Source organism: Arthrobacter sp. GmRoot5-12, from assembly GCF_059739365.1.
Genome location: NZ_AP046056.1, coordinates 1,445,208 through 1,459,246 on the forward strand (window position 1 = coordinate 1,445,208; position 14,039 = coordinate 1,459,246).

Sequence of the window (14,039 nt, forward strand, 5' to 3'; positions counted from 1 at the left end):
CGGCCTGTGAGGCAAGGTCCCTCAATTCCAGGCGGGCGGAGAGCTTCCATACGGGGGCGGCGGGGACAGGTAGTCCACCGGCCGGCCCGCGTCCAGCAACGGTGGACCGACGTAGCGGAGCTGCCCGTAGGTGCTGTCCATGGAGTTGTAGCGGGGTCCGGGTAGCTCTGCCGGGCCGTCAGTGACCCCTGGTTCGGTGTCCCCTGCTTCGGTGCCCATTGGAAGGGAAAACAGTTCCTCGGCGGTGCGGGCAAGGGACAGGTGCGCACAGGCACCCATCCCAGCCGCCCGGCGTCGGTCCAGGAGGCGTACGGCCGCCGCAGCCACCCCGTATCCTGTGGCGTGGTCCAGCGCCTGGACAGGCAGGGCACCCGGGCGCCACCCGCCGTCGTCATTGTCCTTCCCGTACACGTGCGCGATTCCGCAGGCGGCCTGGACAATGCTGTCAAAACCGCGCATACCGCTCCATGGCCCGGCGCTCCCCCAGCTGTTGAGGGTGACCACCACCAGCCCAGGGTGCGAGGCCAGCAGTTCCCGCGGGTTGAGCCCGAAACGGTCCAGGGCGCCGTGCCGGTAACCCGTGACCACGACGTCGGCGCGGGCCAGGAGCTGCTGGAGGCTGTGCTGGTTCTGCGGAAGCCCCAGATCGGCTTCCGCGCTGCGCTTGCCGAACGCGGTGTCCACGAACTGGTCTTCGATTTCCGGGAAGGCTGGCGGGTCGATCCGCAGGACATCGGCTCCCAATGCTGCAAGCAGGCGGGTGGCCACCGGCCCTGCAATCACCCGGGTCAGGTCCAGGACCCGCAGCCCCTCCAGCGGCGGTTTGTTGCCGCCACCGATGCCCTCGCCGCCTGCCGTAGTAGCCGCCGCGGCAAAGTCCTGCAGTCCCAGACCGGCCGTGGTGCCGTCGGTATGCTCCACGGCAATCCAGGGTCCGGATCCCGCCGCCCGGCCCATGCCGGACGCAAGCCATTCGTCACGCGTCCTCACGGCCGCAGCGATCCCGCCGTGGCCCTGGATGGCGGCCTCAGCCTCAAGCGCCGCCATGGAACGAAGAGCCTGTTCCGCCCCTTCCGCGGAGGCGGCTCCCAAGGCGCGCAGCAGCCGCTGCTCGTGGTGCGGGTAGTTGGCGTGGAGCCGGATCCAGCCATCGCGGGTCTGCCGGAAGCCCGACAGGGGCGCGAAGCCCTGTGGCTTGCGTCCGGCAATCCGCAGGTGGCCGAAGGAATCGAAGGCAGCCGCGGTAAGCGCCGGCGTAGTGCTGAACCGGCCGGGCGTGCGCGCATACAGGTTCAGCGCTTCCGCCGCGGCTCCCACCGAGTACAGTGCCAGGCCTTCGACGTCGAGGGCGCCGCCCCACCAGCGTCGGGGCGAATACGGGAACGGATTGACGTGGTGCGCGTCCACGTCCGCCCTACTTTCCCTGCGGAGAGGCTGCGTGGAGCTGGTCCAGGACGCGGGCCGGCACGTTGGTGGTGATCTCGTGGATGCCCAGCTCCTGGCAAAGTGCCACATCCTCCGGGGAGTCCACGGTCCACACCCGGAAGCGCCGCCCGGAGTCCAGCCATCGGCGGATTGTGGCCGGGCGCTCCCTGACGTAGTCGATGCCGGGGCCGGCCATTCCTACTTCCCGGTCGTCCAGGATCCGTTCACCCTCCAGCTGGGTGGCCTTCATGAGGTTGGCGACGGCGCTCCCCGTAATGAGGCCCAGGCCCAGCCCGCCGCGGATCTCATGGATGGTGAGGTCGTCCACCAGTTGGCAGATGTATTGCGGCGGGACGGACTGGAGCAGGTGGCGGACCGAGTCCGGGCTGAAGCTCATGAAGGTCACGGCCACGTTGTCCACGGTGGAGCTTTGCGGGTCCCAGCCCTCGCTGCGGAGCACCTCCAGCACGCGGTCCTCCAGTTTGAGCTGGTAGGGACTGGGATGCTTGAGCTCGATGGCGAGTTTCACCGGGCGGCCCGCCCCGCGGAGGATGTCCAGCAGCTCCGGGAGGGTCAGCAGCTGTTCCGAACGTGCTCCATACTCTTCGGGAATGCGGACCCCCTTCCAGGATGAGAAGTCCAGCTGGTGCAGCTCGCGCAGGGTCCGTTCAGCCACCGGCCCGGTCCCGTCCGACGTCCGGTCCAGGTTGGCGTCATGGAGCAGGACCAGGTGCTGGTCCCGGGTGAGGTGGACATCGCACTCCACCCCGTCGGCCCCGTCAGCCAATGCCTGCAGGTAGGCGGCCCGGGTGTGTTCGGCGTATGCGCCGCTGGAACCACGATGGGCAAAGACCAGCGGCCGCTGCGGCACTGACTCGTCAATTGTCATGGACACACGGTAGCCGACCGGCCCCCGCCTTCGGGGCTAGGCTTGGCACATGCAGGTGAACTCTGAGGCAACTACTGGGCCAACCACGCAGGATCCCCCCGCCGAGGCCGCACAGCAGGTGCGCCCTGGCACTGTGGCGGCAGGCGCCGTCGTAAGCCGCCAGCCCGGTGCCGGCGACGCCGAGAAAGCGGCAGCGCTGCGGAAGATGAAGCTGCTGGCGCTGAGCCTGCTGATCGCCATGGCCGTGATTTTTGTCTTTGCGTTCGCGCTGCAGAAGGACTACCCGTGGCTGCAGTATGTGCGCGCGGCGGCCGAGGGCGGAATGGTGGGCGCGCTGGCCGACTGGTTCGCCGTGACGGCCCTGTTCAAGTACCCCATGGGCATCAAGATTCCCCACACCGCCATCATTCCCCGCCGGAAGGACCAGATCGGGGCCTCGCTGGGCGAGTTCGTGGAGACCAATTTCCTCTCCGAGCAGGTGGTCCAGGAGAAGTTGGCCAGCGTCAACATCGCGCGGCGGGCCGGCGTTTGGCTGGCCGGCCCTGGTGGTGCCGAACGCGTGGCCAAGGAGGGAGCCGCCGTTATCCGCGGCGCCTTCAAGGTTTTGAATGACGACGACGTCCAGGCCGTCATCGAGGGCATGGTGCGCAAGCATCTGCTCACCCCGCCGTGGGGACCTCCCGTGGGCAGGCTGGCGGAGCGCATCTTCCATGACGGGCACCATCACACGCTGGTGGACCTGCTGGTGGACCGCGCGGCGGACTGGGTGGACGACAACCACGAAACCGTCACCCGCCTGGTGTCCGACCGCTCCCCCACGTGGGTTCCGCAGTTCGTGGACGGACTGGTGGGCGACAAGGTCTATATCGAGATCCTGAAGTTCGTCCGTGCCGTCCAGGCTGACCCCCGCCACCAGGTGCGGCAGTCAATCGACAAGTACCTCAACGACCTGGCACAGGACCTGCAGCATGACCCCGCGATGATTGCGCGCGCGGAAGACATCAAGGCGCAGGTCCTGGGCGACCCCGAAGTGCGCGAACTGGCCTCGCGGACCTGGGGAACGGTCAAGAACGCGCTGCTGGGCGCCGTGGATGATCCGGACAGCGAACTCACCATCAAGTTCAAGGCTGCGGTGCGCGATTTTGGGTCACGGCTCGTGGACGACCCCGAACTGGCCGGGAAGGTCAACGCATGGATCGGTGACGCCGCCGGGTACCTGGTCCGCACCTACCGTTCGGACATCGCAGGCGTTATTACGGACACCGTGGCGCGGTGGGATGCCGAGGAAACCTCGCAGAAGATCGAGCTCCAGGTGGGTAAGGACCTGCAGTTCATCCGCATCAACGGCACCGTGGTGGGGTCCCTGGCCGGGCTGGGGATTTTCACGGTGGCGCAGCTGATCTTTGGGTAGTTTTCCGCTGCTGTAGGTCCCGGGTGGACTTGGCGCTGCGCATCTTCCTTTTCGCTGCGGATTCATCTTGGCGCTGCGCATCTTCCTTTTCGCTGGGGATATTTGGGGTGCGAAAAGGAATGTGCGTGTCGATAAGGCGTACGACGGCGGCAGGGAGGGCTGGAGTGACGCTGGAATTGTTGAAAGAAGTCGGCCCGCCGTACGGCTGCAGGCTCCTACGCGAAGGACTCCAGTGCGACGCCTGCGTCCTCAAGTCCTGCCCTGATCCGGGCCGCCATTTCTACGGCGTCAGGGGTCCCACCGTGAATGCACAGGGAGTCGGGCCGTACCGCAATTACGGATCCGTCCACGGCAACCACTTCGCCTTGCGTGGCCAGGCGGACGGCCCGTTCGACCACCGCATCGACGTCGTACAGGACGGCATCGTCCTCGGAGAGCGGCACCAGGCTGCCGTCGGCGAGGTAGGCACGGTCGGCGAAAGCCTCAACGAACACCGGGTGCCCGGCTTCCTTGGCCTGCTTCAGCAGCTCCGAGCCCGGGAAGCCCAGGAACGGAAGGCCTGGATCGTAGGCGTTGACCGCAGCCACTACGGCGGAGGCCTGCTCGGCGTCATGGATCGTGGTGTCGTACAGCGCTCCATGCGCCTTCACATAGTCCACGGAGGCGCCCACGGCATGCGCAACCCCGTCGAGCGCGCCCAGCTGGTACAGCACGTCCCCGAAGAGCTCGTCGAAGCTCATGCCAAGCATGCGGCGCCCGTAGCCGGCCAGGTCCCGGTAGCCCAGGTGCGCACCGACGGTGACATCAAGTTCGTACGCGGCCCTGCAGCTGTCGAGCATGGTGACGGGATCCCCCGCGTGGAGGCCACAGGCTACGTTGGCGCTGGTTGCCAGCTGGAGCATCGCCGGATCGCCTCCCGCGGTCCAGGAGCCGAATGATTGGCCTACGTCAGCGTTGAGATCCAATGATGTTGCCTTCCAGCGTCAGGTTGTCCGGCCCGGCAGCGGAAGTCAGCTCCCCGGGAATGGTGTCCGGCATCGGCCCGAACGCCTCCCGGGCATTCTTGGCCACCGCACGGCCCATCACGAGGTTACCGGCTCCGCCGACAACGGCCCCTATGCCGAACGGGAGGGCCCGCCCGAACAAGGCAGTCCCTTGGCGCTTGAGCAGGTTCTTGAGGAAGGCATGCTGGATCCTCTTCCGGACGCTGCCGAAACCCGGCACCACCATGGATTTGGACAGCGCGTTGCCCCAGGTGTTGGTGGCGCCGCCGGATGCCTGGCCGCTGAGCGTGCCCAGCAGGGCGGTGCCCTCCTCGCCGAGCATGATGGCCATGACCATGGTGCCGGCCTTTTCCGGGTTGGTCAGACGGATGCCGTGCAGTTCAGCCAGCGATGTTGCGTACAGGGCTGTGGCTTCCAGGAAGCCAACGGTGGCGGCTGCGGAAAGTCCCAGCGACGCCACGGTTCCAACGCCGGGGACGACGGCGGTGGCACCCACCAGGGCTCCCCCTCCGGCAACAGCCCGCAGGTAGTCGCGCTCTGCGATGTCCGCCAGCTGCGCGGCCGTCGCCCGCGGATGCCTCTTCTGGAGCCTGCGGATGTAGCCAACCACCAGGGGCCGCTGGATCTGCACTGCTTTCAGGAGCATGTTGTGGACGCCGGGCTTGGGCTTGCCCTCGGCGTCAAACATTGCGTTGTGGGCGGTTTCCTGTGCGATGCGTACTGCGGGGTTGCTGCGCCGGGCCATGGTCACCTTCATTCAAATCGACCTGCAGCGGCTAGGCTGCCGTGCCTTTCCATCCTATGTGGATAGACACTAAGCATGCTTAACTTCCGGGCCGTGGCTTCGTCCGGCGGGCTGCGGCGGCAGGATGCGGTACCTGCACCTCACCGCCGCCGCTGCAACCCGCCGTCGGACGTTACTTCCCGGCCTGCTGGACCTCGCGCCCCGCCGCCCCGGCGTCCTGGCCGCCGCTGCGCGCGGCAGTGGCCTGGTCTGCCTGAAGCTCGGCACGGAAGACCTCGAAGCGGGCCAGGTGGGCGGGACGGCGCCGCAGAATGGCCCAAGCCACGCCCAGGATGACGAACCAGATGGGGGTTACCAGCAGTGCAACGAGAGTGTCGGGCTGGGTGGTAAGGGCCCAAAGGACGAAGGCGAAGAATGCGTACACCACCCACACGGCGGGAATGCCACCGGGCATCTTGAACTTCGACGCCGCATGCAGGTGCGGCCGGCGGCGCCGGAAGGAGATGTAGCTGGCGAGGATGATCGACCAGACGAAGACGAAGCAGACCGCAGACACGGTGGTCACCATTTCAAAGGCCATGCCAACATCCTGGCCGGCATACATGAGTACGACGCCGGACAGCAGCAGGACGCAGGACAGGAACAGCGCGTTGCTGGGCACCTTCCTCGTGGAGAGCCGGCTGAAGATACCGGGGGCATCGCCTTCCTGGGCCAGGCCGAAGACCATGCGGGACGTGGAGTAGATGCCGGAGTTCGCGGAGGACATCGCCGAAGTCAGGACCACCAGGTTGACCACCGTGGCCGCGGCGCCGAGGCCGGCCAGGGAGAACATCCCGATAAAGGGGCTGTGGCCGGCGGCGAACTGGGTCCACGGGGTGACCGCCATCAGGATGACCAGCGCACCGACATAGAAGAGCAGCACGCGGACGGGGATGGCGTTGATGGCCTTGGGCAGCGTGCGCTCGGGGTTCTTGGCCTCGGCGGCGGTGGTTCCCACCAGTTCGATGCCTACGAAGGCGAAGACTGCGATCTGGAATCCGGCCACGAAGCCCATGAACTCATTGGGGAAGAACCCGCCATGGCTCCACAGGTTGGTGAAGCTTGCGGTGCCCGCGTCGCTCTGGAAACCGGTGAAGATCATGAAGAGTCCCACGATGATCAGGGCTGCGATGGCGACGATCTTGATGAGGGCGAACCAGAACTCGGTCTCGCCGAACGCCTTGACGGTGGCGAGGTTCAGCAGGAGCAGGATGCCCACCGTGGCCAGGCCCGGGATCCAAAGTGGCAGCGCCGGCCAAAGTTCCTTTGAGTACCCTGCAATGGCGATGACGTCCGCGATTCCGGTGATCACCCAGCAGAACCAGTACGTCCAGCCGGTGAAGAATCCGGCCCACGGCCCCAGGAGATCGGCGGCGAAATCACTGAAGGACTTGTAGTTCAGGTTGCTGAGCAGCAGTTCACCCATGGCCCGCATGACGAAGAAAAGCATAAAGCCGATGATCATGTATACGAAGATCACGGATGGGCCGGCCGCGGAGATGGTCTTGCCGGAACCCATGAACAGGCCCGTGCCGATCGCGCCGCCGATGGCGATGAGCTGGATATGCCGGTTGGTGAGCTGCCGCTCCAGGTGGGGAGGCTCGCTGCGGGCTGCCGTGGCAGCGCCTTGGCTGCGGGCTGGTTCGCCGTTGGACGTGGGGGGATGAATCGCCATGAGGAACTCCATCGATAAAGCGGCTTTTGGGTGCCGCAAAAGATTTGGTTCCTCCCCGCTCTGTAGTGGACCTGAGAGTTTCCGCAGCAAAAGCCGCTTGCACCGCCGGTGAGCCAGGGTCATGCCCGGCTGCTTTCCAGAGTTGCCTGTCCGCGGCGGTACGTGGGCCTGAGAGTTTCCTGGGGAGGGTTTGCTCCTACGGCGCCTGCTGGATGTACCCGGCAGGGCTCTCCCGCCGCAGGTCGAAGGCGTATTCAGTTGGAAGCCGCAGGCTTTTTGGGCCACGGCCGGTCATGCAATGGGACAGGCACCGACTGGTGGGCTGCTCCGGATACGCTGAGCCAGCCACCGGCGGCGCCATTCCCGGGGTTCAGTGTGGTGTCCGTCACGATCGAATGTCAAACCCCTCCCGACACAAGCGGGGAAGAACGGCGTCACGTGCCCCTCGAGCCCCGCACGGAAGCCGCCCGATTTGCCACGGACGGGTCTATCCCGGTACCTTGTGAGCCGAATCACCCACATTTGAATAAGCCTTTCGAGCTGTGACGGGAGAGTCCTCCCGGCGAAACACCGGTCAGGCGCCGTAGGAGCAAATCCTCCCCAGGAATCTCTCAGGCCCCCGTACCGTCACGGCGAGGCGACTCTGGAAAGCAATCAGGCTTCTGCCTGGTTCACCGACGGTGCAAGCGGTCCCCTGCCAACAGCAGGCAACGCGGAATCTCTCAGGTCCAATACAGAGCGGGGAGGAACCCATCCCACGCCGTGCCACGTTCGGCCGGCCAGATCTGGAGTTCCTCATGACGATTCATTCGCATCCAACATCGTTTGTTGACCGCCATATCGGCGCGCGCCGCCAGGCCGACATCGACACCATGCTCAAGGCCATCGGCTACGACAGCCTGGATGGCCTGGTTGACGTGGCCGTCCCCGCGCCCATCCGCCAGGAAACTGCGCTCAAGCTGACCGACGCCCTCAGCGAGGTTGAAGTCCTCACGGAACTGCGGAAGCTTGCCGCCAAGAACAAGACGGCAGTCCAGATGATCGGCCAGGGCTACTACGACACCGTGACTCCGCCGGTGATCCGCCGCAACATCCTGGAATCCCCGGCCTGGTACACCGCCTACACGCCCTACCAGCCGGAGATTTCCCAGGGCCGGCTTGAGGCGCTGCTGAACTTCCAGACCATGGTGCAGGACCTGACGGCGCTCCCGGTAGCCAACGCTTCCTTGCTGGACGAGGCAACGGCGGTGGCCGAGGCCGTGCTGCTGATGCGCCGCGCCAACAAGTCCAAGGCAGCGAAGGACGGCAAGACGGTGCTCGACGCCGACTGCCTCCCCCAGACCATCGCCATCGTGCTGGGCCGGGCGGAGGCGCTCGGCTTCGAGGTGGAGGTCGCCGACCTGTCCAAGGGCCTGCCCGACGGCGACATCAACGGCGTCGTGCTGCAGCAGCCCGGGGTCTCCGGCCGCGTGTGGGACCAATCCGCCGTGATCGCCGCTGCCAAGGACCGGGGCGCGCTGGTCACCGTGGCTGCGGACCTGCTGGCCCTGACACTGATCACACCTCCGGGCGAGCAGGGGGCGGACATTGCCGTCGGCTCCACCCAGCGTTTTGGCGTGCCGCTGTTCTTTGGGGGGCCGCACGCCGCCTACATGGCCGTCCAAAAGGGAATGGAACGTACCCTCCCGGGCAGGATCGTGGGCGTCTCCAAGGACAACGCCGGCACGCCTGCCTACCGGTTGGCCCTGCAGACCCGCGAGCAGCACATCCGCCGCGAGAAGGCCACGTCCAACATCTGCACCGCCCAGGCGCTGCTGGCCATCGTGTCCTCCTTCTACGCCGTTTACCACGGCCCCGACGGCCTGAAGGCGATCGCAGAGACCGTCCACCACAAGGCCAGGGTCCTGGCAACAGCACTCACGTCACTGGGCCGCGAACTGGTCACGGACTCCTTCTTCGACACCCTCACCGTCCGCGTTCCGGGCAAGGCCGCCAAGGTGATCACCGCCGCTGAAGCCCGTGGCATCAACCTGCGCTTCATCGATCCGGACACGGTGGGCGTCTCCGTTGATGAGACGACGACGGCGGCAACACTTTCCGCCGTCGCCGTCGCCTTTGGCGCCGGTCCGGTGGGTGACGCCCAGGGATTCGAACTGCCCGACACTATTTTGCGTTCCTCGGCCTACCTGCAGCACCCGGTCTTCAACACGCACCGGTCTGAAACCCAGCTGCTGCGTTACATCCGCAAGCTCTCGGACCGCGACCTGGCGCTGGACCGCACCATGATCCCGCTGGGTTCATGCACCATGAAGCTGAACGCCACGGCCGAGATGGAAGCCATTTCCTGGCCGGAGTTCGCCTCGATCCACCCGTTCGCCCCGGACTCCCAGACCGAAGGCTGGCGCGAACTCATCGCCGGCCTGGAAGCGGACCTGACCACGATCACCGGGTATGACCAGGTGTCCATCCAGCCCAACGCGGGCTCGCAGGGCGAACTCGCCGGGCTGCTCGCGATCCGCGGCTACCACCATTCCCGGGGCGAGCAGCAGCGCAACGTGTGCCTGATCCCGGCCTCGGCGCACGGCACCAACGCCGCCTCCGCCGTGCTCGCGGGCATGAAGGTGGTCGTCGTGGCCACGGCTGCCGACGGCACCATCGACCACGACGACCTGACGGCCAAGATCGAGGCCAACAAGGACGTCCTCTCGGCCATCATGATCACCTACCCCTCCACCCACGGTGTCTACGATGGGGATGTCCGCGAAGTCTGTGACGCTGTGCACGCCGCGGGCGGCCAGGTCTACATCGACGGCGCCAACCTCAACGCCCTGGTAGGGCTGGCCCAGCCGGGCCAGTTCGGCGGGGACGTGTCCCACCTGAACCTGCACAAGACCTTCTGCATCCCGCACGGCGGCGGGGGACCCGGCGTCGGGCCCGTTGCCGCCAAGGCGCACCTGGCACCGTTCATGCCGGGCGACGCGAACAAGGCGGCGCACGAAGCCGGGCACGGTGTGGCGATCTCGGCGTCCCGGTTCGGTTCGGCCGGCGTGCTGCCGATTTCGTGGGCGTACGTGAAGCTGATGGGCGGTGAGGGCCTGACCGAGGCCACCAAGTCCGCGCTGCTGGCGGCCAACTACGTCGCGTCCCGCCTGAACGAATACTTCCCGGTCCTCTACACCGGTGAAGGCGGGCTGGTGGCGCACGAGTGCATCCTGGACCTGCGCGAACTCACGGCGAAGACGGGAGTCACGGCCGAGGACGTGGCCAAGCGGCTGATCGACTTCGGTTTCCACGCCCCCACCCTTTCGTTCCCTGTCGCGGGCACGCTGATGGTGGAGCCCACCGAGTCCGAGGACCTGGCCGAGATCGACCGCTTCATCGAGGCCATGATCACCATTCATGGCGAGATCCAGCAGGTGGCCAGCGGCGACATCACCCTGGAGGCATCCCCGGTGCGCAACGCACCCCACACGGCCGCCGCCGTCGTCAGCTCTGACTGGGACCGCGCCTACCCGCGGGAGCAGGCGGCCTTCCCCGTTGCCTCGCTCCGCCAGGACAAGTATTTCCCGCCCGTCGGCCGGATCGACGGCGCCGCCGGCGACCGGAACCTGGTCTGCTCCTGCCCGCCCCTCGAAGCGTTCGAGGACAGCACAGCCGAATTTGAGAACTGAGGACTTCCAATGACTGAGAACTACACCGCTCTTTTCGAGCAGCACAAGAAGGCCGGGGCCTCGTTCACGGACTTCGGCGGGTGGCAGATGCCGCTCAAGTACGAGTCTGAACTCGCGGAACACCATGCCGTGCGCAGGGCGGCCGGCCTGTTCGACCTCTCCCACATGGGCGAGGTCTGGGTGACCGGCCCCGACGCCGCCGCCTTCCTGGACTACGCCCTTGCCGGCAAACTGTCCGCGGTGGCCGTGGGCAAGGCAAAGTACTCGCTGATCTGCAACGCCGATGGCGGCATCATCGACGACCTCATCACCTACCGCCGGCCATCCCCCGAAGAGGGCGTGGACAGGTACCTGGTGGTGCCCAACGCGGGCAACGCCGCAGTGGTGGCCAAGGAACTGCTGGAACGCGCCGCCGCCTTCGACGTCACTGTGGAGGACGCCTCCGCCAACACCTCGCTGATCGCCGTCCAGGGACCGAATTCCGAAGCGATCCTCCTGACGCTGGTCCCGGCCGAACAGCACGCACTGCTCACCGGGCTCAAGTACTACGCCGCCGTCGAGGTGGGCATCGCCGTCAACGGTACGGTCCAGGACCTGCTCGTGGCCCGGACCGGCTACACCGGCGAGGACGGCTTCGAGATCTACGTTCCCAACCTGGACGCCCCCGCACTGTGGGAGGCCCTGCTCCAGGCCGGCGAAGGCTCCGGCCTGGTTCCAGCCGGACTGGCCGCACGCGACTCGCTCCGCCTCGAAGCCGGGATGCCGCTCTACGGCAACGAACTCTCCCGCCACGTCAACGCCTACGCGGCCGGCCTGGGCCCCGTGGTGTCGCTGGCGAAGGAGAGCGGCTTCGTAGGCAAGGACGCCCTGGCCGCCATCAAGGCCGCAGGAGTCGGTTCAAGCATCGGGCAGAAGCTGGTGGGCCTCAAGGGTGCCGGACGCCGCGCTGCCCGCGCCCATTACCCCGTCCTCAAGGACGGCACCCTGGTGGGCGAAGTAACCTCCGGCCAGCCCTCCCCCACCCTCGGATACCCCATCGCCATGGCCTACGTCGACGTTGAATTTGCTGAAGTCGGGACCGTCCTGGACATCGACCTCCGCGGCAAGCCCGAGCGCTTCGAAGTCGTCCCCCTCCCCTTTTACAAGCGCCAGAAGTAAATCGATTTCGCCCAACCACCACAGGTTTTGAAGAGAAGGAAAGTAGACAATGAGCAAAGTTGTTTCTGAACTGAAGTACTCCGCCGAGCACGAGTGGGTTGCTGTTGACGGATCCGGCCCCGCGGGGATCGGGATTTCCGCCGTTGCTGCCGACGCCCTGGGCGACATCGTGTACGTGGACCTCCCCGAGGTCGGCTCCACCGTGACGGCCGGCGAGACCTGCGGCGAGGTGGAATCCACCAAATCCGTCTCCGACCTCTACGCCCCCGTGACCGGTGAGGTCACCGAGATCAACGACGGCGTGGTCACGGACCCCGCCCTGATCAACAGCGATCCCTACGGTGCGGGCTGGCTCTTCAAGGTGGCCGTTACCGAGGAAGGCCCGCTCATGTCGGCAGAGGAATACGCAGCAGCAAACGGCGGCGAGCTGTGAGCGCCCCGGCAGAAGTGGGCGCCTTCGAGCAGGTGGCCTCCCCAAGCCTGAACGCCGACCTGTCCATCCTGGACCCTGAGGTTGCCGCGAAGATTGACGACGAGCTTGGCCGCCAGCGCGACGGCCTGGAGATGATCGCGTCCGAGAACCACACGGCCGCTGCGGTCATGCAGGCCCAGGGCTCGGTCCTGACCAACAAGTACGCCGAAGGCTACCCCGGCAAGCGCTACTACGGCGGCTGCGAGCACGTGGACGTCATCGAGCAACTCGCCATCGACCGGGTCAAGGACCTCTTCGGCGCCGGGTTCGCCAACGTCCAACCACACTCCGGTGCACAGGCCAACGCCTCCGTCATGCACGCCCTGATCAAGCCCGGCGACACCATCATGGGCCTCAACCTGGCGCACGGCGGCCACCTGACCCACGGCATGCGGATCAACTTCTCCGGCAGGCTCTACAACGTGGTCCCGTACCAGGTCCGCGAGGACACCCACTCCATCGACATGGCAGAGGTGGAACGGCTGGCCCAGGAGCACAAGCCTCAGCTGATCGTGGCCGGCTGGTCCGCTTACGCCCGCCAGCTGGACTTCGCGGAATTCCGCCGGATCGCCGACTCCGTGGGGGCCTACCTGATGGTGGATATGGCGCACTTCGCCGGACTGGTGGCGGCCGGGCTGCACCCGTCGCCGGTGCCGCACGCCCACGTCACCACGTCCACCACGCACAAGACCCTGGCCGGTCCGCGCGGCGGCATCATCCTGACCAACGACGCCGACATCGCCAAGAAGATCAACTCGGCTGTGTTTCCCGGTCAGCAGGGTGGCCCGCTGGAACACGTGATCGCCGGCAAGGCCGTGGCGTTCAAGATCGCGGCGTCCGAAGAGTTCCGCGAGCGGCAGGAGCGAGTCCTTGCCGGTGCCCGCCTCCTGGCGGAACGCCTGGTCCAGCCGGACGTCACCGCCAAGGGCATCAGCGTGATCTCGGGCGGCACCGACGTGCACCTGGTCCTGGTCGACCTGCGCAACTGCGACCTCGACGGGCAGCAGGCCGAAGACCGGCTCGCCGCCATTGACATCACCGTCAACCGCAACGCCGTTCCCTTCGACCCCCGCCCGCCCATGGTCACCTCAGGCCTGCGCATCGGCACGCCCGCACTGGCCACCCGCGGGTTCGGCGAGGACGCCTTCCGCGAGGTTGCGGACATCATCGCCCAAGCTTTGATCGCCGACGCCGACGCCGACCTCTCCGGTCTGCGTCACCGCGTCGAGGTCCTGGCTTCGGCGCACCCGCTCTACCCGGGCGTGGCACCCCTGTCCTAAGGGATCGTGATCGCTAACGGGCCCGGCGGACCGGACATTTTCACGCCTGCTGCTCCTTCGTCGCTTTGACGCAGGCTTTCGAAAAGTCCGGCTCCGCCGGCCCCTCGTGGGCATGTCGCCTTGGTGACAGACCCTCGGAGTGGGCGGGGCATCCGGCAGCGTGCGTCTAAGGGAGCGTCACGTCCGCTTAGCGGGCGTCTTCGCGACCGAGCATGCAGAGGATGTCCTGCCCGCTCCACCCCAGCCCGGCCACACCAACCGAACCACAGT

Annotated in this window: 10 protein-coding genes and 3 riboswitches; of the genes, 5 read left to right on the forward strand and 5 right to left on the reverse strand. The window is 66.6% G+C overall.

Annotation, left to right across the window (positions count from 1 at the left end; genetic code table 11):
- Positions 1–21 precede the first annotated feature (21 nt).
- Positions 22–1,407, reverse strand: a complete 1,386-nt coding sequence (locus AC6JAM_RS06540; protein ID WP_497934308.1) for a CoA transferase — start codon at positions 1,405–1,407, stop codon at positions 22–24.
- A gap of 7 nt (positions 1,408–1,414) precedes the next feature.
- The gene (locus tag AC6JAM_RS06545; RefSeq protein ID WP_018772223.1) at positions 1,415–2,314 is read right to left on the reverse strand and encodes a glycerophosphodiester phosphodiesterase; all 900 of its coding nucleotides are present in this window, start codon (positions 2,312–2,314) and stop codon (positions 1,415–1,417) included.
- Positions 2,315–2,363: 49 nt separating this feature from the next.
- Here AC6JAM_RS06545 and AC6JAM_RS06550 point away from each other — a divergent pair, with 49 nt between their 5' ends.
- Positions 2,364–3,725 (forward strand): DUF445 domain-containing protein, encoded by a 1,362-nt coding sequence (locus AC6JAM_RS06550; RefSeq protein ID WP_156400176.1) that lies wholly within the window; start codon positions 2,364–2,366, stop codon positions 3,723–3,725.
- A 215-nt stretch (positions 3,726–3,940) separates the two neighbouring features.
- Here AC6JAM_RS06550 and AC6JAM_RS06555 read toward each other — a convergent pair whose 3' ends face one another.
- The 3 genes from AC6JAM_RS06555 to cycA form a co-directional block, all read right to left on the reverse strand.
- Positions 3,941–4,690: a LamB/YcsF family protein gene (locus AC6JAM_RS06555; RefSeq protein ID WP_497934309.1), complete on the reverse strand. Its 750-nt coding sequence runs from the start codon at positions 4,688–4,690 to the stop codon at positions 3,941–3,943.
- Entirely contained in the window at positions 4,674–5,474 is an 801-nt protein-coding gene (locus tag AC6JAM_RS06560) for a hypothetical protein (protein WP_026266216.1), read from the reverse strand. The genes AC6JAM_RS06555 and AC6JAM_RS06560 overlap by 17 nt, the downstream gene beginning before the upstream one ends.
- Positions 5,475–5,646: 172 nt before the next feature.
- Entirely contained in the window at positions 5,647–7,188 is a 1,542-nt protein-coding gene (gene cycA / locus AC6JAM_RS06565) for a D-serine/D-alanine/glycine transporter (protein ID WP_223993577.1), read from the reverse strand.
- 50 nt (positions 7,189–7,238) lie between these two features.
- Positions 7,239–7,334: riboswitch (glycine riboswitch) on the reverse strand.
- Positions 7,335–7,433, reverse strand: a riboswitch (glycine riboswitch). It abuts the riboswitch before it with no gap.
- Between the two features lie 291 nt (positions 7,434–7,724).
- A riboswitch (glycine riboswitch) is annotated at positions 7,725–7,825 on the forward strand.
- Positions 7,826–7,985: 160 nt separating this feature from the next.
- On the opposite strand from cycA, the gene gcvP reads away from it, so the two are divergent.
- Genes gcvP through glyA form a run of 4 tightly spaced genes read left to right on the forward strand, consistent with a single transcriptional unit; the run spans position 7,986 to position 13,769 of the window.
- Positions 7,986–10,859: an aminomethyl-transferring glycine dehydrogenase gene (gene gcvP, locus AC6JAM_RS06570; protein ID WP_497934310.1), complete on the forward strand. Its 2,874-nt coding sequence runs from the start codon at positions 7,986–7,988 to the stop codon at positions 10,857–10,859.
- A 9-nt stretch (positions 10,860–10,868) separates the two neighbouring features.
- On the forward strand, positions 10,869–12,017 hold the full coding sequence (gene gcvT, locus AC6JAM_RS06575) for a glycine cleavage system aminomethyltransferase GcvT (RefSeq protein ID WP_224084231.1): 1,149 nt from the start codon (positions 10,869–10,871) through the stop codon (positions 12,015–12,017).
- Between the two features lie 49 nt (positions 12,018–12,066).
- Positions 12,067–12,450: a glycine cleavage system protein GcvH gene (gene gcvH / locus AC6JAM_RS06580; protein WP_018772259.1), complete on the forward strand. Its 384-nt coding sequence runs from the start codon at positions 12,067–12,069 to the stop codon at positions 12,448–12,450.
- Complete coding sequence (gene glyA / locus AC6JAM_RS06585; protein WP_497934311.1) at positions 12,447–13,769, forward strand: serine hydroxymethyltransferase; 1,323 nt, start codon at positions 12,447–12,449, stop codon at positions 13,767–13,769. The genes gcvH and glyA overlap by 4 nt, the downstream gene beginning before the upstream one ends.
- Positions 13,770–14,039 lie beyond the last annotated feature (270 nt).